Consider the following 25,448-nt stretch of genomic DNA (forward strand, 5'->3'; position numbering starts at 1 on the left):
GCCCGATTTTCTTAATGCCCGGTCCTGCCGTAGCGCATGATCCGCCAAAGTGTAAGCGGTTTTGGGATTGGCGGTCTGCCGGCTTTACCTGCCGGCCCGGAGCGGCTACCGAACCGCCAACATCGGCACGTCTTCGGTCCTAATAACGAATGAATATTGATTCGCAATTTGTTGGAGATGCAGATCGGAGCGACACCCGCCCGATTCTGATCATTCCCTACATGTGGATCGGCGATTTCGTCCGGAATCACACCGTGGTGCGGGTCCTGAAGGAGCGCTGGCCGAACCGGCCGGTCGATCTGCTCACGACGTCCCTGTGCGCCCCGCTGGTCGACTACATGCCCGGCGTGCGCGCCGGGATCATCTGGGACCTGCCGCGCGGCCGGCTCGCCGTGGCCCGCCAGTTCGGCCTGGCAAAGCTCCTTCGCGAGCGGAACTACGGCACCGCCCTGGTGCTGCCCCGAACCTGGAAGGCGGCGATCGCGCCGGCGCTGGCCGGTATTCCTGAACGGGTCGGCTTCGTCGGCGAGTTTCGGTTCGGCCTGATCAACCGCTGGCGCTGGGGCGAGAAGAAACTGCCCCGCTTCATCGACAAGAACGCCGCTTTGGCCCAGCCCGACGGCGCGCCCCTGCCTCCGGAATGGCCGGTGCCGCAACTGCGCGTCCCGGCCGAGGAAATCGTCCGCTGGCGCCAGGCCAATGGCCTCGGCGCCGGAGCCGCCGTGGCGCTCGCCCCCGGCTCGGTCGGGGTCTCAAAGCGCTGGACCTATTATCCGGAGGCCGCCCGGCTGCTGGTCGAGCGCGGCCTGGAGGTCTGGGTGGTCGGTGGCCCCGCCGAAAAGGGCCTGGCCCAGGAGATCGTCGCCGCGGGCGGCCCGGCGGTGCGTGACCTCACCGGCACCGATTTGCGCAACGGTGTGCTGGCCATGGCCGCGGCCGGCGTCGCCATCTCCAACGATTCCGGCCTGATGCACATCGCAGCCGCCTTGGGCACGCCCACCATGGGCATCTTCGGCCCCACCAGCCCCTACCTCTGGGCCCCCCTCAACAGCCTCGCCGCGACCGTGGTCCAGGACAAGAGCGTGCTGTCGTGCCAGCCCTGCCAGAGCACGATCTGCAAGATGAACGACCACCGCTGCATGCGGGATATCGCGGCATCGGAGGTGGCGGGGATCGCGCAGCGGGTGCTGAGCGAGGCGGGAGCTAGGGCGATGACCTGAGGCGATCGAGGCTCGCGCCGATGGTGGCATCATGCCAGTGTTTTGCCCGACAAGTCAAAATTCGATTCGAAAAATCCGCAGTAGATCAACCGCTCCGCCAAACCCTTGATTTTGCTGACCTCGGCTACTGTGCATGGGGTTGTTTTCGCGGTTTTGTTTGGGAGCGGCGAAAACCGCGTCAGAGCAGCGGCCGATAGACCTCGCCGATCCGGGCCGCCTCGGCATCGAGGCTGAAGCGTTCGAGCACCCGCGCCCGTCCGCGCTCGCCCATCGCCGTCGCAGCGGCCACATCGCGCATCAGCGGCTCCAGCGCCGCAGCGAGCGCGTCGGCATCACCCGTCGGGATCAGCACGCCGGTGATGCCATCCTCCACCACGAGCTCGGCCGCGCCGGCGCGTGACGCGACGAGCGCGCTGCCCGCCGCCATCGCCTCGATCAGCGTGAGGCCAAAACCCTCGTTGCGCGAGGTGAAGGCGTAGATCGTCAGCCGCTGATACCAGCGCTGCACCGCTTCGATCGGCAGCTCGCCCGTGATGACGACGCGCGATTGCAGGTTGGCCGCCTCGATCCGCTTCTTCAGGTCATTGGCAAAGGGCGTCTGCTCGGGCGTGACCTGACCGACGATGACGGCGGTGAAATCCGGATAGCGCGGCAGCAGCCGGCACATCGCATCGACGAACACATCGGTGCCCTTCTGCGCGCGGACGCGGCCGAAGCAGCCGATGGCGTAGCGGCCGGGCAGCGCGGCTTCGGCGAAGGCAGCCGTGCGATCGATCGGCGGCGCATAAACGTCGGTGTCGACACCGTGCGGAATCACCGTCGCCTTCACCTTCAGGAACGAGGCCGAGACGTCGCTCGTTGCGATGATCGCGTCCATGCGCCGGATCAGCCAGCGCGTGATCCAGCTGTGATGCCGCTGCGCCGCCGAGGTGAACACGAGTTTCAGCGGCCAGCCGAGCGCGCGCAACGCGACGCCTGCCATCATCTCGTTGTTGCGGCGCGCATGCCAGATCACGGGCCGCTTGCGGCGCCACAGTTTCAGGAAATCGGCCACGCTCAGCCGCGCGATCCCGTCCGGCGCGTCCGAGCCGAACCAGGCCGCGCGGTACAGTTTCGCCAGCCGCGGCGCCACCATCCGGTTGGTCGCGGTGACCCCGGAATAGCGCCTGTGCAGATTTGGCACGATCACGTCGAGATCGCCGGGGAAACTCGCCACGTCACACTCCATTTCGCAAAGTCCCTATACGCAACATTAAGCATAGTGACCAGTTCAGCCGCGCCGATACCCCCTCTTCACCACGCAAGCGCTAGCTTCGCGCGTTGATCGAAGACGGGTGAGATCATGACTGTGCTAGTCACCGGCGGCGCCGGCTATATCGGAAGTCACACGGTCCTGGCGCTGGCGGAAGCCGGCGAGGACGTCGTCGTGATCGACGATCTCTCCACCGGTTTCTCCGCTTACTTGCCCGAAGGCGTGCCGCTGTTCATCGGCGATGCCGGCGATGAAAACCTGCTCGAAGGCGTGATCGCCCAGCACGACGTCGAGAGCATCATCCATTTCGCGGGCTCGGTCGTCGTGCCGGATTCGATGCGCGATCCGCTCGGCTACTACCGCAACAACTTCACGACAGCGCGCAACCTGCTCAACGTGGCGGTCAAGCGCGGCATCGGCCGCTTCATCTTCTCCTCGACCGCGGCCGTCTACGGCAATCCGGACCAGGTGCCGGTGCCCGAGCACGCGCCGACGCGGCCGCTGTCGCCCTACGGCTCGTCGAAGCTGATGACCGAGATCATGCTGCACGACGTCGCCGCCGCCTACGGCATGCAATACGTGACGCTGCGCTACTTCAACGTCGCCGGCGCCGATCCGCAGGCGCGCATCGGGCTCGCCACCGTCGGCGCCACGCATCTGCTCAAGATCGCGGTGGAGGCCGCGACCGGCCAGCGCGCCAAGATCGACGTGTTCGGCACCGACTATCCGACCCCGGACGGCAGCTGCATCCGCGACTTCATCCACGTCACGGACCTTTCGCAGGCGCATCGCTCGGCGCTCGCCTACCTGCGCAACGGCGGCGCCTCGACGACGCTGAATTGCGGCTACGGCCGCGGCTATTCCGTACTGGAGACCATCGACGCGGTGCGACGGGTTTCCGGCCGCAGCTTCGCCGTGCAGTACGCACCGCGCCGGCCCGGCGACATCATGACAATGGTCGCCGACACCAGCCGCATCCGCAGCCTGCTCGACTGGCGCCCGCAATACGACGACCTCGAGACCATTGCGGCGCACGCGCTGGCCTGGGAGGACAAGCTGTTCCGCGAGCGCGATGGCGACCTCCGCCACGCCGTCTCGGCCTAGAATCATCCCAAGCGCAAGCCCTTAATTGGGCTTGAAAAACCCGGCTTGAGCGGGCACAGAGGCCCATCGATCCCTGACGCGCAGGCAGGTTTTGTCCCGCGCCGTCAATGGACACCGGATGGCCCAGTTTCCGAAGAAAATCACCGACGATCCCTACGCGGCAGCGGTCCTGATTCGCCGCCTGGTCACGGAACAGGGCATGGTCTACTGGCGGCGCTATCTTGTCGCCTTCGCGCTGATGGCGCTCGCCGCTGGCGCGACCGCAGGCGCGACCTATGTGCTCGGCCAGGTCATCAACCAGGCCTATGTCGACAAGAACATCCCGGGGATCGCGATGTTCTCGGGCATCACGGTCGCGTTGCTGTTCATCAAGGGCGTGGCGACCTACGGCCACATGGTGATCCTGACCAAGATCAGCAACGCGATTCTTGCCACCAACCAGCGCCAGCTGTTCGCCAAGCTGATGCGCGAGAGCGTCGGCTTCTTCTCCGAGCGGCATTCGTCCGAGTTCCTGGCCCGGCTGACGGCGGGCGCCAAATCCATCACCGACGTGCTCAACATGCTGGTCAACGCCATCGGGCGCGATCTCATGATGCTGCTCGCCATGATCGGCGTGATGGTGTGGCAGGATCCGCTGATGTCGTTCATCGGCCTCGTTGCGGTGCCGCCGGCAATGCTGGTGCTGCGCAAGCTGGTCAAGCGCATCAAGGGCCTCGCCTTCAACCAGTTCACCGGCACCGCCGACATCATGGAGACGATGCAGGAATCGCTGCAAGGCATCCGCACCGTCAAGGCGTTCACGCTCGAAGAGACCATGCAGAAGCGCATCGACGAGAACATCGCGGTCGTCGAGCGCAACGCCAACAAGATGGCCCGCGTCGCCAACCGCTCCAACCCGCTGATGGAAATGCTCGGCGGCTTCGCGGTCGCCGGCTGCCTGATGTACGGCGGCTATGCCGTGGTCGCGCTGAACGCCACGCCCGGCGCGTTCTTCTCTTTCATGACCGCGTTCCTGATGGCGACCGAGCCGGCCAAGCGGCTGGCGCGGCTCAACATCGACCTCAACAGCCAGCTGGTCGGCGCGCGCATGCTGCTCGAAGTCGTCGACAGCCCGGCGAGCGAGCGGTCCGACGACGACAAGCCGTCGCTGAAGCTCTCCGATGCCAGGATCGAGTTGCGTGACGTCAGCTTCTCCTATCGCAACGGCGAGACCGTGCTCAACCGCATGAGCTTCACGGCCGAGCCCGGCAAGGTCACCGCGCTGGTCGGCCCCTCCGGCGGCGGCAAGTCGACCGTGCTGGCGCTGCTCTTGCGCTTCTACGAGGTGACGCAAGGCGACATCGTGATCGACGGCCAGTCGATCGGCGCGATCTCTCGGAAATCGCTGCGGGCGCAGACCGCCTATGTCGGCCAGGACGTCTATTTGTTCCGCGACACCATCCGCAACAACATCGCCTTCGGTAAGCCGGGCGCGAGCGAGAACGAGATCATCGAGGCGGCAAAGGCGGCCTGCGCGCATGATTTCATCATGAGCTTCCCGCTCGGCTACGACACACCCGTCGGCGAGCACGGCACGCAGCTGTCCGGCGGCCAGCGCCAGCGCATCGCGGTGGCACGCGCGCTGATCAAGAACGCGCCGATCATCCTCTTGGACGAAGCCACCGCCGCGCTCGATTCCGAATCCGAGCGGCAGGTGCAGGAGGCGATCGAGCATCTCTGCCGGAACCGCACCACCATCGTGATCGCGCATCGCCTGCACACCATCATGCACGCCGACGCCATCCTGGTGGTCGAGGGCGGCGAGATCGTCGAGCAGGGTCGCCATGACGATCTGCTCCGCCGCGGCGGGCGCTATGCCTCGTTCTTCCGGTTGCAGCATCACGACAGCAGCCCCCTGGGGCTGGCGCCGATCAGTGCAACCGCCTAGAATTTTCATCACCTCAAGACCAGCGAGACCGCTTCATGAACGCCGCCTCCTACGTCATCCCGCTTCCGCCGCAGGCTTCGCTTCCCGTCGTCGGGGAGAGCGGCCGTTATCCGGTGCGCCGCATCTGGTGCGTCGGCCGCAATTATCTCGAGCACATCCGCGAGATGGGTAATGACGAGCGCGCCCCGCCGTTCTTCTTCGCCAAGCACGCCGACATGCTGGTGCCCGATGGCACCACCATCCCGTATCCACCGCTGACCAAGGACCTGCATCACGAGGTCGAGCTGATCGTCGCGATGAAGAGCGGCGGCCTCAACATCCCCGCGGACAAGGCGCTGGACCACGTCTACGGCTACGCCGTCGGCATCGATCTCACCCGCCGCGATCTCCAGATCGCCTCACGCAAGAAGGAGCGTCCCTGGGAGATCGGCAAGTCGTTCGACTATTCGGCGCCATGCTCCGCGGTACAGCCGGCCTCGAAAATCGGTCATCCTTCCAAGGGCAAGATCTGGCTGACGGTCAACGGCAAGGAAGCGCAGAAGGGCGACCTCACCGAGTTGATCTGGAACGTGCCGGAGATCATCTGGCAACTCTCGCAGCAGGTGAAGCTCGCCGCCGGCGACATCATCATGACCGGCACGCCCGCCGGCGTGTCGCAGCTCCAACCCGGCGACAAGCTCGAATGCGGCGTCGACGGCGTCGGCACGCTGAAGGTGAGTATCGGCCAGCCGGAATAGGCTGCACATCTGGAATCAAAAAGCCCCGGACCCATCCGGGGCTTTTCTGTTTTCACCAGGCCTTCACCGGCCGGTTGGCATGGCTCGTCTGCGGCACACCGCGATTGAGCGACATGTGCGAATGCACGCACAGCCAGTCAGCGCCATTCCTGGAAAACACCATCGTGGCGCGGCCGGGCCGCGCAAACGCGCTGCCATCGGGATGATAGCCCGTGCTCGTCCACGGCGCGATCACAGTCGCCATCGCGCCATCGGCGGACGCCAGAATGGAAGTCTGTTCGAGGGCGAAGCGGAAATCGGTCGTCTTCGGCCAGACGTTGTCCCACTGCGTCGAGACCCACTGATCAAGGCCGGGAATGACATCGTTGTGCGTGCCGAAGGCGAGCACGTCCGGATGGAAAAGCGGCCGCGCCGAAGCGTAGTCGACCTCGCGGACATAGCCCGCGAAGGTCTCCAGCCAGTTGCGGAAGAACTGCGTGATCTCCGCGTCAGCAATCGGCAAGGAGGCCATTGGCCGGATCATTCACCGTAACGCCGACATCACGATGAGCCCGAGGATCAGCGCCGTCAGCGAGTATTTTAGCGTGTAGTAGACGTTGCGGTTCCACTCCTTGACCTTGCGGCCGGCCAGATGGATCTCGTAGAGCTTGCCGAACACCTTGTTGAGCACGCCGACATTCTCGCCGTCGACGTTCTGGGTTGCCGACGCTTTCACGATGTGGTGGCTGACCCAGCGGTTGATCGCGGTCATGAAGCCGAACTTCATCGGGCGCTCGACGTCGCAGAACAGGATGATGCGATTGACGTCGGTCGCATTCTCCGCGCTGTGGATGAAGGTTTCGTCGAACATGAAGGCCTCGCCGTCGCGCCAGACGCATTCGACGCCGTCGACGAGAATCCGACACTTGTTCGAGTTGGGGGTGACCAAGCCGAGATGATAGCGCAGCGAGCCGGCGAAGGGATCGCGATGGGCACCGAGCTTGCCGCCAGGGGGCAGCATCGCGAACATCGCACCGTGTACGCTCGGGATCGAGTTCAAGAGCTCCACCGTCTTCGGACACAGCGTGCGCGCCGAGGGCAGGAAGTCGTCATACCATTTCAGGTAAAACCGCTTCCAGCCGCTCTTGAAGAACGAGTAGAAGCCCCAATCGTTGTTCTTCGCGGCGGCCCGGATGAAACCTTCATCGAACAGGCGCACCGCCTCGTCGCGGATTGTCTCCCAGTTCTCGCTCAGGGCCTTCAACTCGGGAAACTGATCGACCGGGATCACCGGCTTGTTCGGCACGGCCGAGCCGGCGTACATCAGCACGTTGTAGGGTGCGAGATAGGTCGAGTGATCGCCGAGCTGGCGCGCGAAGCGCAGCCGCTGCTTGCCGCGAAAGTGAACGTAAATCGTCGAGGCCGCCAGCACATAAAGGATGACAAGTTGCGGCGCAAAAAGCTGTTTCAGCATTTCCCCAATTCCCGAGTGACCCAGCCGGGGACGTCATCTACTCCGGCCGGGCCCGGGCGACAAGATATTCACCGCTGGGTTGCAATCATGCTGGGGAGAACGCTCGGACGGAACTCGGGGCCAAAAGGGCCGAAACCGCCCGAATCAAGCCCGCGACAGCGCTTGCAAGCCCTTGAAAGTCAGGCGCTTGGGATCGGTGACACCGGCCAGGTAGAGCCGGCGGATGAAGGCGATCACGGCGTCGCGGTCGCAATCGGTCAGCGCGACGACGGCGTCGACCGCGATCTTCTGGGCTTCCATTGGGCTCACCTCGGCTTTGCGAGTAACCCCGGCCGAAACAGGCTAGGACTCATCCGTTAAATCGGCGTTAACCGTTCTGGAACCGTCGCCGATTCAGCCGGGCTGCCGTATACGCAAAACAACGCATTGCAGGAGCGCGAAGCAGCTCAGCGCGCCTTGATGCTCTTCTTCAGCAGCGCAAACTGCTTCTTCAGCCGGGGCACCGCGAAGTCGGTGAAGGCCCGCACCTTCGGCACCGAGAGCCGGCCCTGCGGGCAGATCAAATGCGCGGGCATCTCCGGGTCCTCGTCGCCGGACAGCACGATCTCGAGCTCGCCGCGCGCGACCTGCTCGGCGACCTGGTACGAATACATCCGCGCCACGCCGCGCCCGGCGACGGCAGAGGCCACTGCCGCATAGGTGCTGTTGACGACGAGTCGCGGGGTGAACTGCACCGGACGCGGCACCGATGAACCAGCCTGCGGGGCGAAGGTCCAGGAATTGGGCAGATGCGCCATGGCGACGATCTGGTGCTTAGCGAGATCGCCGGGCTCGGCGATGCGCGGATGCTGCTTCAGATAGCGCGGCGCTGCCACCACGACACGGCTGATCTCGCCGACCCGCATGGCGATCATCGCCGAATCCGCCAAGGGACCGATGCGAAGCGCGACGTCGACGCCCTCCTCGATCAGATTGACCGCGCGATCGAACAGCAGGAGCTTTGCCGACACGGTGGGATAGGCATCGAGAAACGCATCGAGGATCGGCCGCAAGACCATCTCCCCCGAGACCACGGGAGCCGTGATCGTGAGCAGGCCGCGCGGCGCCGTGCGCGGTCCGGCCGCTATATCGTCGGCTTCCTCGAGCTCGGCGAGCACACGGCGGCAGATCGCGGCATAGCGCTCCCCCTCCTCGCTCATCCTGATCGAGCGCGTCGTCCGGTGCAGCAGCTCGGCGCCGACGCGTTCTTCCAGAAAAGCGATGGCCCGGCTCACCGCCGCCGGCGAGCGGCCGAGCTTGCGCCCTGCGGCAGCCAAGCTACCCTCGTCCACCGCAAGGACAAAAACTTTCATCGCATCCAGACGATCCATTCCCGTCCCGTCGCTCCCTGAGCCTCCGCTCGCAGGCTAGGCGTTCGCCGCAACCGCGACAACTACCGCCGGGCGCCGACCCCGCATCCGTTCGCGCGGCGAAAGAGTGTCTGCCGGACAGCGGATATTCGCACCCAGGGCGCCGCGGCGTACCTCAGCACGCAAGCCAGCACCTGCTGGCGCAGGTTCTCAAAGCCAACAACAGGAGCCCATCATGGGTATCGAGCAGAAGGTCGCCATCGTCACTGGTGCATCGCAGGGTATCGGCGCCGCCCTGGTCCAGGGTTTTCGCGATCGCAACTATCGCGTCGTCGCCACGGCGCGCTCCATCAAGCCGTCTGGCGACGATGATGTCCTCGCCGTTCCCGGCGACATCGCCGACCGTTCCACTGCCGAGCGCGTAGTCTCGGAGGCGATCGCCCGCTTCGGCCGGGTCGACACGCTGGTCAACAACGCCGGCATCTTCGTCGCAAAGCCGTTCACGCAATACACGGCCGAGGACTATGCGGCGGTGATGGAAACGAACGTCGCGGGCTTCTTCAACATCACGCAGCTCGCCATCGCCGAGATGGAGAAGCAGGGGTCCGGCCACGTGGTGCAGATCACGACCACGCTGGCGGATCAGGCCAACTCCAACGTGCCGTCTGTGCTGGCCTCGCTGAGCAAGGGCGGGTTGAACGCTGCGACCAAATCGCTCGCGATCGAATACGCCAAGCGCGGCATCCGCGTGAACGCGGTCTCACCCGGCATCATCAAGTCGCCAATGCATCCGGTCGCGACACATGCGCAGCTCGGTGCGCTGCACCCGGTCGGTCACATGGGCGAGATGTCCGACATCGTCGATGCGGTCCTCTATCTCGAGGGGGCCTCCTTCGTCACCGGCGAGATCCTGCATGTCGACGGCGGCCAGAGCGCCGGCCATTGAGACAAGGAGAACGATGATGCCCATCGTCACCATTCAAGTGACCCGCGAGGGAACGACGCCGGGAGCGGCGTCGCTCACGGCGGAGGAGAAGGCCGCGCTGATCAAGGGGTCGAGCCAGCTCCTGCTCGACGTGCTCGGCAAGCCGCTCGATTCCACCTTTGTGGTGATCGAGGAAGTGGACACCGACAATTGGGGCTGGGGCGGCCTACCCGTGCAGGAATTCAGGCGCCGCCGCGCCGCCCAGACAGGATGATCCACGCACCCCTGCGCAGGAGGATGACATGACCGACGCAGAAACGAACCGACACGTCGAGACCCGTTCGCAACCGCGGCCGGGCTCGGCCTCACAAACAACCTGGCGATACGCCGTGGCGGGTTTGTCCGCATCGCTGGTCGGGCTTGGCCTCGCCCGCTTTTCCTACACGCCCCTGATCCCGGCTTTGATCGCCGCAAAATGGTTCAGCGCATCCGATGTCGTCTATCTCGGCGCTGCGAACCTCGCCGGCTATCTCGCCGGTGCGCTCGCAGCACGAGCGCTTGCCACTCGCATCGGCGCGGTCCGCGCGTTGCGAGCGATGATGCTGCTCGCCACCCTCTCCTTTTTCGCCAGCTCGGCCCCGGTGTCGTTCAGTTGGTTCTTCGCGTGGCGCTTCCTCGCCGGCCTCACCGGCGGCATCATCATGGTGCTGGCGGCGTCCGTCATTCTGCCGCATACCTCGGCGGCGCGGCGCGGCATCGTCAGCGGTGTGATCTTCGCCGGCGTCGGCCTCGGCGTCGCGGCATCGGGCACGCTGGTGCCATTGTTGCTGCAACAGGGTTTGCAGCAGAGCTGGTATGGCCTCGGCATGCTGTCCGCCCTGCTCACGCTCGCGAGTTGGTGGAACTGGCCTGCTGAGACCAAGGCCGATGCTGCGCCTTCGCATCCAGCCAAACCTCATCGCGTCTCGCCGGCCGCCCGCGCGCTGCTGGTTCAGTACGGCCTCACTGCGGTGGCGCTGGTGCCGCACATGGTCTTCATCGTCGACTTCGTGGCGCGCGGCCTTGGCCAGGGCATTGCCGCGGGATCGCGCTATTGGGTGCTGTACGGCCTCGCCGCGATCGTCGGCCCGCTGATCACTGGTCATCTCGGTGACCGCTCGGGTTTCGGCCCGGCCCTGCGCGCGGCATTCCTGATCGAGGCGGCAGCCGTGCTGCTGCCAACCGTCAGCACCGCGCCGGTTTCATTGATCGTGTCGAGCGTCGTGGTCGGCGGCTTCACGCCAGGCATCGTACCGCTGGTGCTGGGTCGCATCCATGAGCTCGTGCCTCACTCCAGCCAGCAGCAACGCGCGATATGGAGCCATGCCACCACCAGCTTTGCGCTGTTCCAGGCGGCCGCCGCTTACGGCTTCTCCTGGATCTACGCCCAAACGGGCGGCGACTATCTGGTGCTGTTCGGCCTCGGCGGCGGCGCCGCGGTGCTGGCGCTCGCGATCGATCTTGGGTTCGCGCTCACCACACGCAAGGCATAGAGGCGAGCGGCGGCGCGATCAGGAATATTGCATCACGCCGTCGTCGATCCGGCCGAAGCGCAGGGAGACGATATCGAGCGCGTAGTTCTGGTGCAGCCGCCACGGCCGCTTGGAACCCTGCTTCGGCAGATTTGCGACCGAGCGCTGCACGTAGCCCGAGGTGAAATCGAGCGAGGGCTGCGCGGCAATCTCGCGGTCGTCATTGTGAGGCATGCACTGGCGGAAATTGTGCCGGTCCATGTAGTTGATGAGCCGGCAGACATATTCGCAGGTGAGATCGCATTTCAGCGTCCAGGATGCATTGGTATAGCCGAACGCCGAAGCCATGTTGGGCACGTCGGCATACATCATGCCCTTGTAGGTCAGCGTATTGGCGAAATCGACGATGCGGCCGTCGACACTGACCTCGAGACCGCCGACGACCTGGAGCACCAGCCCGGTCGCCGTCACGATGATGTCGGCCGCAAGCTCGCGGCCGTCCTTCAGGCGGATGCCGTCGCGCGTGAACGTCTCGATCTCGCTGGTGACGACGGCGGCGCGCTGTTCGCGGATCGCCTTGAACAGATCGCCGTCGGGAACGAGGCATAGCCGCTGGTCCCAGGGATTGTAGCGGGGCGTGAAATGCGTGGCGACGTCATAGCCGGGGCCGAGCGCCATCTGCACGCCTTTGAGGATGAGGTCCTTCACCTTGGCCGGACGGCGCCGGCTGAGCTGGAAGAAGAACATCCCCCACATCACGTTGCGCCAGCGGATCAGGTGATAGGCGAGCTGCGCCGGCAAATTGCGGCGCAGTTTGTTGGCGAGGGGATCCTGCGCAGGGCGCGACACCACATAGGTCGGCGAACGCTGGAGCATGGTGACCTGCGCCGCTTTCTTGGCGAGCTCCGGCACCAGCGTCACCGCCGTGGCGCCCGAGCCGATCACGACGACGCGCTTGCCCGCGTAGTCGATGTCCTCGGTCCATTTCTGCGGATGCACGATGCGGCCGGCGAATTCCGCGGTGCCCTTGAACTCCGGCGTGTAGCCCGCCTCGTATTTGTAATAACCCGAGCACATCAACAGGAAACTGCAGGTGAACCGCATGAGCTCGGTCGCGCCCTCGCCCGAGATGCGCTCGGCTTCCACGGTCCAGCGTGCGTCCGGTGTCGACCACTCCGCGCGCTTGACGCGATGATGATAGCGGATGTGCTTGTCGATGCCGTTCTCGGCTGCGGTCTCGCGCACATAGTTCAGGATCTGCGGCCCGTCGGCGATCGCCTTTGCATCGGTCCACGGCTTGAAGGAGTAGCCGAGCGTGAACATGTCGCTGTCGGAGCGGATGCCGGGATAGCGGAACAGGTCCCAGGTGCCGCCGATGCAGTCGCGCCCCTCGAGGATGACGTAGCTCTTGGTCGGACACTTGGTCTGCAAATGATAGCCCGCGCCGATGCCGGACAGCCCGGCACCGACGATCAGCACGTCGACATGTTCTGGTTGCATGGTTTCCTCCGCCGCCGGCGAGTGTCCGCCCGCCGCTGCTGGCCGTCAATCGGCAATCAGCCGTGCAGCAACTCAAAAGCGAGCCGAATTCCATGCGCCGAAACAACGAAGCCCCGGATCGCTCCGGGGCTTCGCGTCGAGATCGATCGAACCAGCAGATCAGTACCGGTAGTGGTCCGACTTGTACGGGCCTTCCTGCTTGACGCCGATGTAGTCGGCCTGGTCCTTGCGCAGCTCGGTGAGCTTGACGCCGATCTTGGCGAGATGCAGGCGCGCGACCTTCTCGTCGAGCGTCTTCGGCAGAACGTAGACCTTCTTCTCGTACTTGCCGTCCTTGTTGTTGGCGAACAGCTCGATCTGAGCCAGCGTCTGGTTGGTGAAGGACGCCGACATCACGAAGGACGGATGGCCCATGGCATTGCCGAGGTTCACGAGGCGGCCTTCCGACAGCATGATGATGCGGTGCTTGTCGGGGAACTCGATCTCGTCGACCTGCGGCTTGATGTTGGTCCACTTCAGATTGCGGAGCGCCGCGATCTGGATCTCGTTGTCGAAGTGACCGATGTTGCAGACGATGGCGCGATCCTTCATCGCGCGCATGTGCTCGATGGTGATGATGTCCTTGTTGCCCGTGGCGGTGACGAAGATGTCGGCGCGGGGCGCGGCGTCTTCCATCGTCACGACCTCATAGCCCTCCATCGCGGCCTGCAGCGCGCAGATTGGATCGACTTCCGAGACCATGACGCGGCAGCCGGCCTGGCGCAGCGAGGCCGCCGAACCCTTGCCAACGTCGCCGAAGCCGGCGACCATCGCCACCTTGCCCGACAGCATGACGTCGGTGCCGCGGCGGATGCCGTCGACCAGCGACTCACGGCAGCCATAGAGGTTGTCGAACTTGGACTTGGTGACGCTGTCGTTGACGTTGATGGCGGGGAACAGGAGCGTACCCTTGTTGGCCATCTCGTAGAGGCGATGCACGCCCGTGGTGGTCTCTTCGGAGACGCCCTTGATGTTCTTGGCGATCTCGCCGAAATAGCCCTTCGGCTTCTCTTTCAGCAGGCGCTTGACCAGCGCGTAGAAGATCTCCTCTTCCTCCGAACCCGGCTTGTCGAGGAAAGCGGTGTCGCCCTTCTCGGCGCGGACGCCGGCATGCACCAGCATGGTGGCATCGCCGCCATCATCGAGGATCATGTTCGGCGTGCCGCCACCATGCCAGTCGAACAGCTTTGCGGTGTAGTCCCAGTATTCGGTCAGCGTCTCGCCCTTGACGGCGAACACGGGAATGCCGGCGGCGGCGATCGCGGCCGCGGCGTGGTCCTGCGTCGAATAGATGTTGCAGGAGACCCAGCGGATGTCTGCGCCGAGCGCTGCCAGCGTTTCGATCAGCACCGCGGTCTGGATCGTCATGTGCAGCGAGCCGGCGATGCGCGCGCCCTTCAGCGGCTGCTTCGGCCCGTACTCCTCGCGGGTGGCCATCAGGCCGGGCATCTCGGTCTCGGCGAGCGAGATCTCCTTGCGGCCGAAATCGGCGAGCGAAATGTCCTTGACGATGTAATCGGTGAAGCCGGGCTTCGCGTTCATAGGGGGTTCCTGTTTGTTGGCTGGTCATTCCGGGGCGCTCGCGAAACGAGCGAACCCGGAATGACGCAAGAGAACTAGAGGGCGCGCTTGAGCTGCTCGACGAGGTCGGTCTTCTCCCAGGAGAAGCCGCCCTCGTTGTCGGGCGTGCGGCCGAAATGACCGTAGGCCGAGGTGCGCGCGTAAATCGGACGGTTGAGGTCGAGATGGCTGCGGATGCCGCGCGGCGTGAGATCCATCGCCTGCGCCGCCGCCTTCTCGAGCTGGTCCTCCGACACCTTACCGGTGCCGTGGGTGTCGATGTAGATCGACAGCGGACGCGCCACGCCGATGGCGTAGGCGAGCTGGAGCGTGCACCGGTCGGCGAGACCGGCGGCGACGATGTTCTTGGCGACGTAGCGCGCCGCATACGCAGCCGAACGGTCGACCTTGGTCGGATCCTTGCCGGAGAACGCGCCGCCGCCATGCGGGGCCGCGCCACCATAGGTGTCGACGATGATCTTGCGGCCGGTGAGACCGGTGTCACCATCAGGACCGCCGATGAAGAACTTGCCGGTCGGGTTGATGTGCCAGATCGTCTTTGGCGTGATCCAGTCGTTCGGCAGCGCCTCGCGCACATAGGGCTCGACGATGTCGCGGATCTGCTTGGACGAGATATCCTCGACCAGATGCTGGTGCGACACCACAATCTCGCGCACGCCGACCGGCTTGCCGTTCTCGTACTGCACGGTGACCTGGCTCTTGGAATCCGGGCCCAGCACCTTCTCCTTGCCGGAGTGACGGGCTTCGGAGATCAGGCGCAGGATCTTGTGGGCGTAGAAGATCGGCGCCGGCATCAGATCGGGCGTCTCGTTGGTGGCGTAACCGAACATGATGCCCTGGTCGCCCGCGCCTTCTTCCTTGACCTCGCCCGGCTGAAGCGCGTCCACGCCCTGGGCGATGTCGGCCGACTGCGGATGCAGGAGGATTTCGATGTCGCAGGTCTTCCAGTGAAAGCCTTCCTGCTCGTAGCCGATGTCCTTGATCGCGCCGCGGACGACACCCTCGATCTGCTCGTTGGTCACCGACTTCGGACCGCGGGTCTCGCCGGCGATCACCACCTTGTTGGTGGTCGCGAGCGTCTCGCAGGCGGCGCGGATGGCCCACGGATCGATGCCCGCCTTCGGCCCTTCACGATAGAACAGGTCGACGATCTCATCGGAGATCCGGTCACAGACCTTGTCCGGGTGGCCCTCGGACACGGACTCGCTGGTGAAGAGATAGGACGCGCGCATCAGTAACCCCTTGTTCCGCCGCTAGCTGGCGGGCGTTTGCGATGTTTACCTTTGATGATGTCAATCACGCCGGCGCGAGATGACGTAGGATTCGTCGAGAAACCAGAGCCCATTATACTTTCGCAGCACGTCCCTGGCGGCATCCAGGGTGCGGCCGTTTTGAGTCATTTCCGTCAACCGGTCGTCCTCAATCTGAGCGACATACACCGCCGCATTCCACGCTGCAAAGGCCGTCGAGGTTCCGATAGTCCCGGTGACCTCGTTGGGCAGCGCTTCCATATCATACCTGAAGATCGAACGGTTGTCCGCGTATGCATTAAAGTTTAAGTCGCGGCCCACCGATCCAAGTTCATATTTAACTGCGCGCAATAGCTCATGACGGCTCACTGAGAAAGGATTTTCTCCCGGCCAGATCGCCTGGATCATTTCCATGCCGGGATCCTGCCCATGGGAGTGGATTCCGATCAGCCGCCCCCCTGGCCGAAGCGCTCGCGCCAGGGGTGCAATGATGCGTTTGGCCCGGAAATTGACCGAGGAGAGGGCCCGGTAAGGCTGGGAAGCGATGACGAGGTCGAAATTGGCCTCGGCCTGGCCCGGCCGCGGAATGGTCGAATCCAAAAGGAATCTGTGGTCCTCGCGATAGAGCACGAGGACGACAGGCCGCTCGTAGAGCGGCATGGCGGTGCGGGGGCTGATCGCGGCGCGCCAGTTCTGCTCCAGGAACGGCCTCAGCTCCGCGATCTGCTGCTCGAACTCGCCCGACGAAGCACCGCGGAGCGGCACCTCGTGCCAGACGGTGGCGGCCGCCGCAGCAGGCGATGCCGGCGTGAGCCAGGGCGCTTCCGCGTAAAACATGTTGGTGAAGACGAATACCGACGCCGGATGCTCGAAAATGCGATCCGGCACCTTCTCCAGCGTCAGGCGCAGGTCCTCCAGACTGAGCTCCTTGCCGGCGACATAAAACGGCATGTGTGGAAAGCGCTGGTGCGTTGCGCGCAGCACCCGCGCCAGCACCGTGCCGTCGCCGACGCCGGCGTCGAACAGGCGCAAGGCCGGCGGGCGCGGATGGATGGAGGCCAGTTCCAGCGCGACCCTGTCTGCGACCACTCGCTTTTCGCTGCAGGTGTGGACGAACAGCAGGTATTTCTGGCGGTTCTCGAAGAACCGGAAATTGCCGCGTGGATCGCGCTTTTCGGGCGGGACCTGAAGTCCCCGCGGCGGCGGCATGCCGCCGGCCATCGATGCGGCCATATAGGCCTGGATCCGCTCCAGCGTGTCGATGGTGATGCGCTTTCCCTCGCGCAGGCGATGCACCAGCTTCCCATCATTCACCGCGCGTCGGCCGAACGTCGATTCCGCCATGTCCGCCTTGCGGCAGAACTCCGTGATCTGGCTCAGGATTTCGTCGTTCTTCATGGGGTGGGACACAGTGGGCAGGTGGGTTGGGTTCCGTATCTTAGCAAATTCTGCCCACTCGGGGAATAGCGCATACGTCCGGCGCCCCGATCCGTCTGCGGCAAGCCGCCGCTGATGGGATACGCGACCGCGCCGGGCGAGGTCCCAGCCGACGGCGAAGGCGCGAGCTCGCGGTGCTCCGCCGCTCTCGCGCCATGTCGGCACGCCGGGCGTGGAGGTACAGGAGAATGCTGACGCGGGTGCGGGCTGAGGTTGGTGTCGGCCACGAGGAGCAATCAGGTGCCGTGGTCGAACTCGCCGCTGCAGGGGGAGATCGATCTGGCCGAGAAGTGACGGAGGGGTTTGCTACGACTCGCAGCTCTCGCCCCACCCTCAGTTGTCATCGTCCGGCCTGACGTTTGGACCGGGCGATCCAGTAATCTGTGGCGTCATTGATTGAGCCGGGAAGCCGCGGCCTACTGGATTCCCCGCTTTCGCGGGGAACGACAGTATGTGGTGAGGTTTCGCCATACTCGTGCGCCGGAGCGCGTGCGCGTCAATTGCCCCACACTTCCTTCGCGATCTCGACCGCAAGGCTGAGCTTGGCCCACTGCTCCTCCTCGGAGAGGACGTTGCCCTCTTCCGTCGAGGCAAAGCCGCATTGCGGCGAGAGTGCGAGTTGCTCCAGCGGGGCAAACTTGGCGGCTTCTTCCAGGCGGCGCTTGATGTCGTCCTTCTTCTCGAGCTCACCGAACTTCGAGGTGATGACGCCGACCACGACGACCTTGTTGCCCTTGGGCAGGAAGCGCAGCGGCTCGAAGCCGCCGGCGCGGTCGCTGTCGTATTCGAGGAAGTAGCCGTCGTAATTGGTGCCGGCGAGCATGGTCTCGGCGACCGGCTCGTAGCCGCCAGAGGAGATCCAGGTGGAGCGGAAATTGCCGCGGCAGACATGCGTCGTCACCACCATGTCGGCGGGCTTCTCGGCCAGCGCGTAGTTGATGATGCGCGCATAGATCTGCTGGAGACCGTCGGGATTGTCGCCGCGCTCACGCGCCTTCTGCAATTCGTCCTGCGAACAGAGATAGGCCCAGACGGTATCGTCGAACTGGAGATAGCGGCAGCCGGCATCGTAGAACGCCTTCACCGCCTTGCGGTACGTCTTGCCCAGGTCCTCGTAGAAGGCGTCGAGATCGGGATAGACGTCCTTGGAGATCGACTTGCGGCCGCCGCGGAAGTGCAGCACCGCCGGCGACGGGATCGTCATCTTGGCGGTGACGTGGGCCTGGTCGGCGTACTTCTTCAGAAAGCGAAAGTGATCCAGCATCGGATGGTTGTCGGGGAAGTCGAGCTTGCCGATGACGCGGACCGCATCGTGACGGGTCTGCACGCCCGCGAACTGGATGCCGCTCTCGGGGTGGAACAGCTCGCAGCCGGTGAGCTTGGCCAGGAAGTCGAAATGCCACCAGGAGCGGCGGAATTCGCCGTCGGTCGCGAGCTTCAGGCCAATCGAGGCCTGCTTGTGCACGACCTTCTCGATCTCCAAATCTTCGATCTTGCGCAGATCGTCGGCCGAGATCTCGCCCTTCTCGAGCCTGGCGCGCGCCTCCTTGATCTTGGCCGGACGCAAGAGACTGCCGACCTCGTCGGCGCGGAAGGGGGCTCTGGTTCGCTGCATTTCTTGTTTCTCCCGAATTTTCAGTCGGCGCTCGTTGTACTCCTTCTCCCCGCAAGCGGGGAGAAGCGAAGAATTAGTGGGCCGCCGCCCCTGCGACGCCGAGGTGGCGTTCCAGGACCGAAGGGTCGGCCTTCAGCGCGGCACTCGGGGCGTCGTGGACGATCGTTCCGCGCTCCAATATCACAACGCGGTCGGCCAGCCCCAGAATCTTTTGAGCATTCTGCTCGACGATGATCGAGCAGATGCCGCCCGCCCGGGTGATGGTCCCGATCGCCTTCAGCAGTTCCTCGACGATGATGGGGGCAAGACCCTCGGTCGGCTCGTCCAGCAGCAGGACTTTCGGGTTGAGGGTGAGTGCGCGGCCGATCGCCAGCATCTGCTGCTCGCCACCGGAGAGCTGGTTGCCAAAGTTGCTGCGCCGCTCCTTCAGTCGCGGGAACATCTCGTAGACCTTCTCGACCGTCCAGGGACCGGGCTGCGCCACCGCGGTCATGTTCTCTTCCACCGTGAGCGAGCGAAAGATATTGCGCTCCTGCGGCACCCAGCCGATGCCGGCGCGCGCCCGCTGGTCGGGTCGAAGCAAGGTGATATCGGTGCCGGCGAGCGCGATGCTGCCTGCGAAGCGGCGCGTGACGCCAACAATGGAATTGATCAGCGTGGTCTTGCCGGTGCCGTTGCGCCCGAGCAGCGCCAACACCTGGCCCTCGGCGAGGCGCAAGCTCATCTTCGGCAGCACCACGGCCTCGCCGTAGCCGGCGCGCAGGGAATCGATCGCGAGCAGGTCAGACATTGACCGCCTCCTCGCCGAGATAGACGGCCTTCACCTGCGGATCGTGCGCGACCTGCTCGGGTGCCCCCTCCGTCAGCAGCGCACCGGAGACCAGCACGGAGATGCGGTCGGCAAAGGAGAATACGAGGTCCATGTCGTGCTCGATCAAGAGCACGGTGACGTCGCGCGGCAGCGCACCGACGACGGCGAGAATGTCATGGCGCTCGCTTTCGGGCACGCCGGCGGCGGGCTCGTCGAGCAGCAGCACGCGCGGCTTGGCCGCAATGGCGACCGCAATCTCGAGCAGGCGCTGCTTGCCGTAGGGCAGCGTCACGGTCTGCTCGTTCATGACGTCGAGCAGGTGGAAGCGTGTCAGGAGTTCGGCGATCTCGTCATTGACGTCGCTGCGCGTGCCCATCCGCCGCCACCAGTCGCCGCCATGGCCGAGACGCTCGGAAACGGCAAGGCCGATGGTCTCGAGCGGGGTCAGGTCGGGATAGAGCTGATTGATCTGGAAGGTGCGCGACAGGCCGCGCAGCACGCGCTTGTGCACGGGCAGGTCGGTGATGTCCTGGCCTTCGAGCAGGATGCGGCCTGAATTCGGCTTGAGCACCCCGGTGAGCTGGTTGATGACGGTGGTCTTGCCGGCGCCGTTCGGGCCGATCAACGCGTGGCGGGCGCCCTGCTCGATCCTCAAGGACAGATCGCGGGTGACGCGAAGGCCGCCGAACTGCTTTTCGAGGTTCTTCGTTTCGAGCGCGATGGTCATGCGTCGCTCTCCGGCACGGCGACCACGGCCTTGCGCCCGGCGACCTGCTTGATCACCAGATTCGGCACATACAGCACCCAGCGATGCAGCCGCTGGCGACCGACCAGCACGATCACGACCAGCACGAGGCCGATCCAGAACTGCCAGTATTGCGGGGTGATGGTCGAGAACAACTCCTGGAGCAGGCGGAACACCACCGCGCCGATCAGCCCGCCATAGAGATAGCCGGTGCCACCGATGACGAGCACCAGCATCAAGTCGGCGGATCGCTCGAAGGCGAACACATCGAGCGAGGCGATCGCGGTGGTCTGGGTGAACAGCGCGCCCGCGATGCCGGCATAGAACGCAGCAAGCGTGTAGATCGCGATCAGGCGGCGGTTGACCGGAATGCCGATGGCGGCGGCCCGGAGCGGATTGTTCTTGATCGCGCGCAGCGACAGGCCGAACGGCGAATTCACGACGCGGCGGGCGAACAGGAACAGCAGGAACAGAACGGCCAGCGAATAGAAGAAGCCGGTCTTGCCGAACATGTCGAACGGGATTTCGCCGAAGATCGGCTGCATCTCGATGCCCTGCAGGCCGTCGGTGCCGCCCGTGATGTTGGAGAAGCGCTCGGCGAGCGCTTCCAGCAGCAGCGCGATACCGAGCGTGACCATCAGGCGCGTCAGGTCGACGCCGCGGATCACCAGGAAGCTGGTGGCAAAGCCGAGCACCATCGCGGCAAGACCGGCGACGATCAGCGCCAGCACGGGCTCGTTGACGATGCCGTGCAAGGCAAGCAGTCCCGCGGCATAGGCGCCGACCCCGAAGAAGGCGGCGTGACCGAGCGAGACGATGCCGGCGTAGCCGAGGATGAGATCGAGCGACATCGCGAAAAGCGCCAGCCGCAGGATATCGGTCATGATCAGATAGCGCGTCGGAAATGCGAAACCGCAAGCCAGCACGATCAGCCAGAAGGCGATTTCGCCATAGTGCCACCGCGCCTGGCGCTGGGCGTGATAACCGACGTCGGAAGAAGCGCTCATCGGCGAACTCAACGCGCGGCCGTGCGGCCGAACAAGCCGTTCGGGCGCCAGATCAGGATCACGATCATCATGGTGTAGATCACGAACGGTCCCATCTTCGGCACGTAATACTTGCCGGCGACGTCGCCGATGCCGAGCAGGAGCGATGCCAGGAACGGGCCGGTGATCGAAGAGGAGCCGCCCACGGTGACCACGATCAGGAAGTAGATCATGAATTTCAGCGGAAAATATGGGTCGAGGCCGAGGATCTCGGCGCTGAGCGCGCCGCCGAGGCCGGCGAGCCCGCATCCGAAGGCGAACGTGAAGGCGAACACCTGCGGCACATTGATGCCGAGGCCGCTCGCAGCGCGCGGATCGTCGACCGCGGCGCGCAGGCGGCTGCCGAAACGCGTTTTGGCCAGCACCATCTGAAGCGCGATGGTGAGCAGGCCGCAGATCACGATGATCATCAGCCGGTAACGGCCGATGCCGACGCCGAACAGGTCGAACTGGCCCTGGAGCGCGGCCGGCAAATTGATGAAGACGCGCGAAGAGCCCTGGATGTAGTCCACGGCTGCCACCGACATGAAGGTCAGGCCGATCGTGAACAGCACCTGGTCGAGATGGCTGCGCGCATAGAGGTGGCGGTACAGCGTGCGCTCGAGCACGATGCCGATTGCGGCTGCGGAGACGAAAGCGAGTGGCAGCGCGGCGAAGAACGGCCAGCCCATCCGGTTGACCAGCACCATGCAGACATAACCGCCGGCCATGGCGAAGGCGCCGTGGGCGAGATTGACGAAGTTCATCAGGCCGAGCGTGACCGCGAGCCCGCAGGCGAGCACGAACAGCAGCATGCCGTAGGCAACGCCATCGAACAGGTTGGTGAGGATTGCGGTCATCGGGGGCGGCTGAACCTTGGTAATCGCTCGTCATTCCGGGGCAGCGCGGAGCGCTGAACCCGGAATCTCGTTTCAACAATCTCGAGATCCCGGATGCGCGCCAAGCGCGCTCCGGGATGACGCGCTTTCGCGCGTCACTTCTTGGTCTTGCCGAGGTCCTTGACGGCTTCGAAGGTCGCGAACTCGACGTTGTAGAGTTCGCCGTCGACCTTCTCGACCTTGCGGATGTAGATGTTCTGCACGATGTCGCGCGTCTCCGGATCGATCGAGATCGGGCCGCGCGGGCTTTCCCACTTCATCCCCTTCATGGCCTCGACAAGCTTGGTGCCGTCCGTGTCGCCGCCCGTCTTCTTCAGCGCCTCGTAGATCAGATGAATGCCGTCATAGCCGCCCACGGCCATGAAGCCCGGACGGTTGCCGAAGGCCTTCTTGTAGGCTGCGACGAAGTCCTTGTTCATCTGCGAGGGATGCGCCGCGGAATAAAGGTGCGCGGTGACGGTGCCGAGCACGGCGTCGCCCATGTTGTTGAGAAGGTCGTCATCGGTGACGTCGCCGGGCCCGATCACCTTGATGCCGGCCTTGTCGAGGCCCCGCTCGGCATACTGCTTCATGAAGTTGCCGCCCTGGCCCGCCGGCACGAACACGAAAATGGCGTCGGGCTTGGCGTCCTTCATGCGCTGGAGGAACGGCGCGAAGTCCGGGTTTTGCAGCGGCACCTTGACCTCTTCGACCACCTCGCCGCCGCCAGCCGTGAAATGCTGCTTGAAGAAATTGAGCGCGTCATTGCCCGGCGCGTAGTCCGAAGTCAGGGTCGCGACCTTCTTGATGCCATTCTTCGCCGCCCAATCGCCGATGATTGTCGAGGACTGCGCCAGCGTGAAGCTGGTGCGCACGATATAGGGCGAGCGCTCGGTGATGATGGAAGTGCCGGCTGCCATCACGATTTCCGGAATCTTGGCCTGCGTGGCGAGCGGCGCGGCAGCAAGCGCGGCCGGCGTCACGCCGAAGCCGGCGATGAAATTGACCTTGTCGTTGACGATCAACTCCTGCGCGGCGGTCTTGGTCTTGTCCGGGATCGCAGCATCGTCCTTGACGATGATCTCGATCTTCTTGCCGGCGACGGTGTCGCCCTTCTGCTGCATGTAGAGCTTGATCGCGTTCTCGATCTGCTTGCCGGTCGAGGCCTGGCCGCCCGTCATCGGCAGGATCAGGCCGACCTTGACGCTGTCCGCGGCCTTGGCGGACGCGAGGCCGGCAAGGCCTGCAATGGCGGCAACGGCAGCGGCCCAAGTCGCCCTATGCGACAGTTGTTTGCGTTCGAACATCAGATGTCCCTCCCCTTCATTCCTGACTCTTGTGCCCTGGACCGAGTGCCCGGCCCTTGCCTTGACCTTTAGACCGCGCGCGAGTGCGGGGCGCCACATGGGCGTCTTTCGCGCCCTGCTTGTCAATCGGACGTTCGGCGGCCCTTCGGCGCAACCCGAGTGTTCCGAAGACCGATCGACCGGACGCGGTGCTACGGTTGCGTCGGAGCAGCTTGAGCAACCCGCTCCTAACCGCCTTCATTTGTACGAATGTACAAACAAAATGGACTTGTCAACGAAAACCCCTGCCGCGGACAAGCCATGTTGTCGCGAGCCTCGCACCAAGTCTAGAAATGCGATGGATCGCGTGCATGGAGGATTTCGCCTTTCTTTTGCAGAATCTGTACATCCACACGCCTCAGCGAGCCGCAACTCGGTAACAAATTACCTACCTCGAATAAGTCTATTTTACCTTGTTGAAGGCTACTCCTATTCGCGCCGGCCCGAGCTGGCGTCCAATGACCGAACGCGTACACCATGCCCAAGACTCTTCGTTCCGCCCTCGTCCTCGTTGCACTTGCCGCGGGGCTGTCCGGCTGCGGGACGGTCAACGAAAAACTATCCGCCGGCATGGGCGACTACGTCCCGCAATGGGCCGGCGGCCTGCCCGCCGATGCACCGCCGCGACCGGGCACGCCGCAATACGAGGCCTACATGAAGGAACGCGAGCGCAAGCGCCTGCTGCCGGCCGCGGATCGCGAGAAGGAAGAGCAGGCCCAGAAGGGTACAGCGGGGACGACATCGGGGAGCCCGGTGCGCTAACGGAGCGAATGGCGAATAGGGAGTGGCGAATATACCCCTCTTCCATTCGCTACTCGCCACTCCCCATTCGCTAATCCACGAACACCACCGTCTTGCGGCCGTTGGGGATGACGCGATCGTCGAGATGGTAACGGATGGCCCGTGCCAGCACGCGGCGCTCGATGTCCCGGCCCTTCCGGACCAGATCTTCCGGCGTGTCGCGATGGCTGATGCGCTCGACGTCCTGATCGATGATCGGGCCCTCGTCGAGATCGCGCGTGACGTAGTGCGCGGTAGCACCGATCAGCTTGACACCGCGCTCATGCGCCTGGTGATAGGGCTTTGCGCCCTTGAAGCCCGGCAGGAACGAGTGGTGGATGTTGATGCAGCGCCCCGACAGCTTTGCCGAGAGATCGTCCGACAGGATCTGCATGTAGCGGGCGAGCACCACCAGATCGGTCTTCGTCTTGCCGACGAGGTCCATGATCTGGCCCTCCTGCTCGCGCTTGGTCTCCTTGGTCACGGGCAGATGGTGGAACGGGATGCCGCCGAAATCGAGCCCGGCATAGACTTCGCGCGGATGGTTGGAGACGATCGCGGTCGGGATCATCGGCAATTCGCCGGTGCGCCAGCGATAGAGGATGTCGACCAAGCAATGGTCGGATTTCGACACCAGCAGCATCACCTTGCGATGCGCAGCGCGGTCGCGCATCTGCCACTCCATGCCGAAACGCTCGGCGATCGCGGCAAAGCCGGTCTGGAGCGCCGACAGTTCCACGGCAAGATCGGCCGCTGTGAACACCACCCGCATGAAGAACTTCTCGGTCTCGACGTCGTCGAACTGCTGGGCGTCGAGGATGTTCTGTCCGTTGTGGGCAAGGAACGTCGACACCGCCGAGACGATGCCGGGGCGATCCGGACAGGACAGGGTCAGGACATATTGATGGTCGGGCATGGCTCTTGATGAAGGTTTGTGCAGCGGAACTATCCGCGATTTGCGCC

Annotated in this window: 24 protein-coding genes and 1 pseudogene; 9 read left to right on the top strand and 16 right to left on the bottom strand. The window is 64.4% G+C overall.

The genetic code is table 11. The annotated features are described in order from the left end of the window. Positions 1-149: 149 nt before the first annotated feature. Positions 150-1,220, top strand: coding sequence for a lipopolysaccharide heptosyltransferase II (waaF, locus tag ACSHT2_RS10860; protein WP_440641558.1), 1,071 nt, complete (start codon positions 150-152; stop codon positions 1,218-1,220). Between the two features lie 178 nt (positions 1,221-1,398). Here waaF and ACSHT2_RS10865 read toward each other — a convergent pair whose 3' ends face one another. Next, entirely contained in the window at positions 1,399-2,436 is a 1,038-nt protein-coding gene (locus ACSHT2_RS10865) for a glycosyltransferase family 4 protein (RefSeq protein ID WP_440641559.1), read from the bottom strand. A gap of 126 nt (positions 2,437-2,562) precedes the next feature. On the opposite strand from ACSHT2_RS10865, the gene galE reads away from it, so the two are divergent. From galE to ACSHT2_RS10880, 3 genes are all read left to right on the top strand, one after another. After that, the gene (gene galE / locus ACSHT2_RS10870) at positions 2,563-3,576 is read left to right on the top strand and encodes a UDP-glucose 4-epimerase GalE (RefSeq protein WP_370140619.1); all 1,014 of its coding nucleotides are present in this window, start codon (positions 2,563-2,565) and stop codon (positions 3,574-3,576) included. 118 nt (positions 3,577-3,694) lie between these two features. Continuing rightward, positions 3,695-5,503 (top strand): ABC transporter ATP-binding protein, encoded by a 1,809-nt coding sequence (locus ACSHT2_RS10875; RefSeq protein WP_440641560.1) that lies wholly within the window; start codon positions 3,695-3,697, stop codon positions 5,501-5,503. A gap of 35 nt (positions 5,504-5,538) precedes the next feature. Further along, positions 5,539-6,240, top strand: coding sequence for a fumarylacetoacetate hydrolase family protein (locus ACSHT2_RS10880; protein ID WP_440641561.1), 702 nt, complete (start codon positions 5,539-5,541; stop codon positions 6,238-6,240). 52 nt (positions 6,241-6,292) lie between these two features. On the opposite strand, the gene ACSHT2_RS10885 is transcribed toward ACSHT2_RS10880, so the two are convergent. From ACSHT2_RS10885 to ACSHT2_RS10900, 4 genes are all read right to left on the bottom strand, one after another. After that, positions 6,293-6,751 carry a YybH family protein gene (locus ACSHT2_RS10885; RefSeq protein WP_440641562.1) on the bottom strand — a complete coding sequence of 153 codons (459 nt, stop codon included), beginning with the start codon at positions 6,749-6,751 and terminating at the stop codon, positions 6,293-6,295. 12 nt (positions 6,752-6,763) lie between these two features. After that, positions 6,764-7,693 carry an aspartyl/asparaginyl beta-hydroxylase domain-containing protein gene (locus ACSHT2_RS10890; RefSeq protein ID WP_440641563.1) on the bottom strand — a complete coding sequence of 310 codons (930 nt, stop codon included), beginning with the start codon at positions 7,691-7,693 and terminating at the stop codon, positions 6,764-6,766. Between the two features lie 144 nt (positions 7,694-7,837). Beyond that, positions 7,838-7,993 (bottom strand): hypothetical protein, encoded by a 156-nt coding sequence (locus ACSHT2_RS10895; RefSeq protein WP_014493894.1) that lies wholly within the window; start codon positions 7,991-7,993, stop codon positions 7,838-7,840. A gap of 146 nt (positions 7,994-8,139) precedes the next feature. Continuing rightward, positions 8,140-9,063: a LysR family transcriptional regulator gene (locus ACSHT2_RS10900; protein ID WP_440641564.1), complete on the bottom strand. Its 924-nt coding sequence runs from the start codon at positions 9,061-9,063 to the stop codon at positions 8,140-8,142. Positions 9,064-9,277: 214 nt separating this feature from the next. Here ACSHT2_RS10900 and ACSHT2_RS10905 point away from each other — a divergent pair, with 214 nt between their 5' ends. From ACSHT2_RS10905 to ACSHT2_RS10915, 3 genes are read left to right on the top strand one after another with little or no spacing between them, the layout of a single operon-like run. Continuing rightward, positions 9,278-9,988 carry an SDR family NAD(P)-dependent oxidoreductase gene (locus tag ACSHT2_RS10905; protein ID WP_440641565.1) on the top strand — a complete coding sequence of 237 codons (711 nt, stop codon included), beginning with the start codon at positions 9,278-9,280 and terminating at the stop codon, positions 9,986-9,988. Between the two features lie 16 nt (positions 9,989-10,004). Then, positions 10,005-10,241 carry a tautomerase family protein gene (locus tag ACSHT2_RS10910; protein WP_370121785.1) on the top strand — a complete coding sequence of 79 codons (237 nt, stop codon included), beginning with the start codon at positions 10,005-10,007 and terminating at the stop codon, positions 10,239-10,241. Between the two features lie 28 nt (positions 10,242-10,269). Continuing rightward, on the top strand, positions 10,270-11,499 hold the full coding sequence (locus ACSHT2_RS10915) for a YbfB/YjiJ family MFS transporter (protein ID WP_440641566.1): 1,230 nt from the start codon (positions 10,270-10,272) through the stop codon (positions 11,497-11,499). Between the two features lie 18 nt (positions 11,500-11,517). Here ACSHT2_RS10915 and ACSHT2_RS10920 read toward each other — a convergent pair whose 3' ends face one another. The 4 genes from ACSHT2_RS10920 to ACSHT2_RS10935 all read right to left on the bottom strand — a co-directional run bounded on the left by ACSHT2_RS10920 (position 11,518) and on the right by ACSHT2_RS10935 (position 17,246). Next, a complete protein-coding gene (locus tag ACSHT2_RS10920) occupies positions 11,518-12,978 on the bottom strand; it encodes a flavin-containing monooxygenase (protein ID WP_440641567.1) in 1,461 nt (486 codons plus the stop codon). A gap of 159 nt (positions 12,979-13,137) precedes the next feature. Next, complete coding sequence (gene ahcY, locus ACSHT2_RS10925; protein WP_061878853.1) at positions 13,138-14,559, bottom strand: adenosylhomocysteinase; 1,422 nt, start codon at positions 14,557-14,559, stop codon at positions 13,138-13,140. Between the two features lie 74 nt (positions 14,560-14,633). Next, positions 14,634-15,830: a methionine adenosyltransferase gene (metK, locus tag ACSHT2_RS10930; RefSeq protein ID WP_319329902.1), complete on the bottom strand. Its 1,197-nt coding sequence runs from the start codon at positions 15,828-15,830 to the stop codon at positions 14,634-14,636. 60 nt (positions 15,831-15,890) lie between these two features. Continuing rightward, the gene (locus tag ACSHT2_RS10935; RefSeq protein ID WP_440641568.1) at positions 15,891-17,246 is read right to left on the bottom strand and encodes a hypothetical protein; all 1,356 of its coding nucleotides are present in this window, start codon (positions 17,244-17,246) and stop codon (positions 15,891-15,893) included. Between the two features lie 117 nt (positions 17,247-17,363). On the opposite strand from ACSHT2_RS10935, the pseudogene ACSHT2_RS10940 reads away from it, so the two are divergent. Then, positions 17,364-17,579, top strand: a pseudogene (locus ACSHT2_RS10940) (caspase family protein); the annotation flags it as partial. Positions 17,580-17,781: 202 nt separating this feature from the next. Here the strand turns inward: ACSHT2_RS10940 and ACSHT2_RS10945 are convergent. From ACSHT2_RS10945 to ACSHT2_RS10970, 6 genes are all read right to left on the bottom strand, one after another. Then, positions 17,782-18,900 carry a cobalamin-independent methionine synthase II family protein gene (locus ACSHT2_RS10945; protein WP_440641569.1) on the bottom strand — a complete coding sequence of 373 codons (1,119 nt, stop codon included), beginning with the start codon at positions 18,898-18,900 and terminating at the stop codon, positions 17,782-17,784. Positions 18,901-18,973: 73 nt separating this feature from the next. After that, positions 18,974-19,690 carry an ABC transporter ATP-binding protein gene (locus tag ACSHT2_RS10950; protein WP_440641570.1) on the bottom strand — a complete coding sequence of 239 codons (717 nt, stop codon included), beginning with the start codon at positions 19,688-19,690 and terminating at the stop codon, positions 18,974-18,976. Continuing rightward, positions 19,683-20,438, bottom strand: a complete 756-nt coding sequence (locus tag ACSHT2_RS10955; protein WP_440641571.1) for an ABC transporter ATP-binding protein — start codon at positions 20,436-20,438, stop codon at positions 19,683-19,685. The genes ACSHT2_RS10950 and ACSHT2_RS10955 overlap by 8 nt, the downstream gene beginning before the upstream one ends. Continuing rightward, on the bottom strand, positions 20,435-21,463 hold the full coding sequence (locus tag ACSHT2_RS10960; RefSeq protein ID WP_440641572.1) for a branched-chain amino acid ABC transporter permease: 1,029 nt from the start codon (positions 21,461-21,463) through the stop codon (positions 20,435-20,437). Before ACSHT2_RS10960 ends, ACSHT2_RS10955 begins: the two co-directional genes overlap by 4 nt. A gap of 8 nt (positions 21,464-21,471) precedes the next feature. Then, complete coding sequence (locus ACSHT2_RS10965; RefSeq protein WP_028180555.1) at positions 21,472-22,341, bottom strand: branched-chain amino acid ABC transporter permease; 870 nt, start codon at positions 22,339-22,341, stop codon at positions 21,472-21,474. A gap of 134 nt (positions 22,342-22,475) precedes the next feature. After that, complete coding sequence (locus tag ACSHT2_RS10970) at positions 22,476-23,666, bottom strand: ABC transporter substrate-binding protein (RefSeq protein WP_440641573.1); 1,191 nt, start codon at positions 23,664-23,666, stop codon at positions 22,476-22,478. Between the two features lie 516 nt (positions 23,667-24,182). Between ACSHT2_RS10970 and ACSHT2_RS10975 the strand changes: the two genes are divergently transcribed. Further along, the gene (locus ACSHT2_RS10975; RefSeq protein WP_440641574.1) at positions 24,183-24,467 is read left to right on the top strand and encodes a hypothetical protein; all 285 of its coding nucleotides are present in this window, start codon (positions 24,183-24,185) and stop codon (positions 24,465-24,467) included. 70 nt (positions 24,468-24,537) lie between these two features. Here the strand turns inward: ACSHT2_RS10975 and purU are convergent, their stop codons facing one another. Continuing rightward, complete coding sequence (purU, locus tag ACSHT2_RS10980; protein ID WP_440641575.1) at positions 24,538-25,401, bottom strand: formyltetrahydrofolate deformylase; 864 nt, start codon at positions 25,399-25,401, stop codon at positions 24,538-24,540. Between the last annotated feature and the right edge of the window lie 47 nt (positions 25,402-25,448).

Source organism: Bradyrhizobium sp. PUT101, assembly GCF_052043945.1.
GTDB lineage: Bacteria > Pseudomonadota > Alphaproteobacteria > Rhizobiales > Xanthobacteraceae > Bradyrhizobium.

Excerpts from the sequence above, each read along its gene's own strand:
- waaF (WP_440641558.1), top strand. The coding sequence starts at position 150 with ATGAATATTGATTCGCAATTTGTTGGAGATGCAGATCGGAGCGACACC.
- galE (WP_370140619.1), top strand. The coding sequence starts at position 2,563 with ATGACTGTGCTAGTCACCGGCGGCGCCGGCTATATCGGAAGTCACACG.
- ACSHT2_RS10875 (WP_440641560.1), top strand. The coding sequence starts at position 3,695 with ATGGCCCAGTTTCCGAAGAAAATCACCGACGATCCCTACGCGGCAGCG.
- ACSHT2_RS10880 (WP_440641561.1), top strand. The coding sequence starts at position 5,539 with ATGAACGCCGCCTCCTACGTCATCCCGCTTCCGCCGCAGGCTTCGCTT.
- ACSHT2_RS10885 (WP_440641562.1), bottom strand. The coding sequence starts at position 6,751 with ATGGCCTCCTTGCCGATTGCTGACGCGGAGATCACGCAGTTCTTCCGC.
- ACSHT2_RS10890 (WP_440641563.1), bottom strand. The coding sequence starts at position 7,693 with ATGCTGAAACAGCTTTTTGCGCCGCAACTTGTCATCCTTTATGTGCTG.
- ACSHT2_RS10895 (WP_014493894.1), bottom strand. The coding sequence starts at position 7,993 with ATGGAAGCCCAGAAGATCGCGGTCGACGCCGTCGTCGCGCTGACCGAT.
- ACSHT2_RS10900 (WP_440641564.1), bottom strand. The coding sequence starts at position 9,063 with ATGGATCGTCTGGATGCGATGAAAGTTTTTGTCCTTGCGGTGGACGAG.
- ACSHT2_RS10905 (WP_440641565.1), top strand. The coding sequence starts at position 9,278 with ATGGGTATCGAGCAGAAGGTCGCCATCGTCACTGGTGCATCGCAGGGT.
- ACSHT2_RS10910 (WP_370121785.1), top strand. The coding sequence starts at position 10,005 with ATGCCCATCGTCACCATTCAAGTGACCCGCGAGGGAACGACGCCGGGA.
- ACSHT2_RS10915 (WP_440641566.1), top strand. The coding sequence starts at position 10,270 with ATGACCGACGCAGAAACGAACCGACACGTCGAGACCCGTTCGCAACCG.
- ACSHT2_RS10920 (WP_440641567.1), bottom strand. The coding sequence starts at position 12,978 with ATGCAACCAGAACATGTCGACGTGCTGATCGTCGGTGCCGGGCTGTCC.
- ahcY (WP_061878853.1), bottom strand. The coding sequence starts at position 14,559 with ATGAACGCGAAGCCCGGCTTCACCGATTACATCGTCAAGGACATTTCG.
- metK (WP_319329902.1), bottom strand. The coding sequence starts at position 15,830 with ATGCGCGCGTCCTATCTCTTCACCAGCGAGTCCGTGTCCGAGGGCCAC.
- ACSHT2_RS10935 (WP_440641568.1), bottom strand. The coding sequence starts at position 17,246 with ATGAAGAACGACGAAATCCTGAGCCAGATCACGGAGTTCTGCCGCAAG.
- ACSHT2_RS10945 (WP_440641569.1), bottom strand. The coding sequence starts at position 18,900 with ATGCAGCGAACCAGAGCCCCCTTCCGCGCCGACGAGGTCGGCAGTCTC.
- ACSHT2_RS10950 (WP_440641570.1), bottom strand. The coding sequence starts at position 19,690 with ATGTCTGACCTGCTCGCGATCGATTCCCTGCGCGCCGGCTACGGCGAG.
- ACSHT2_RS10955 (WP_440641571.1), bottom strand. The coding sequence starts at position 20,438 with ATGACCATCGCGCTCGAAACGAAGAACCTCGAAAAGCAGTTCGGCGGC.
- ACSHT2_RS10960 (WP_440641572.1), bottom strand. The coding sequence starts at position 21,463 with ATGAGCGCTTCTTCCGACGTCGGTTATCACGCCCAGCGCCAGGCGCGG.
- ACSHT2_RS10965 (WP_028180555.1), bottom strand. The coding sequence starts at position 22,341 with ATGACCGCAATCCTCACCAACCTGTTCGATGGCGTTGCCTACGGCATG.
- ACSHT2_RS10970 (WP_440641573.1), bottom strand. The coding sequence starts at position 23,666 with ATGTTCGAACGCAAACAACTGTCGCATAGGGCGACTTGGGCCGCTGCC.
- ACSHT2_RS10975 (WP_440641574.1), top strand. The coding sequence starts at position 24,183 with ATGCCCAAGACTCTTCGTTCCGCCCTCGTCCTCGTTGCACTTGCCGCG.
- purU (WP_440641575.1), bottom strand. The coding sequence starts at position 25,401 with ATGCCCGACCATCAATATGTCCTGACCCTGTCCTGTCCGGATCGCCCC.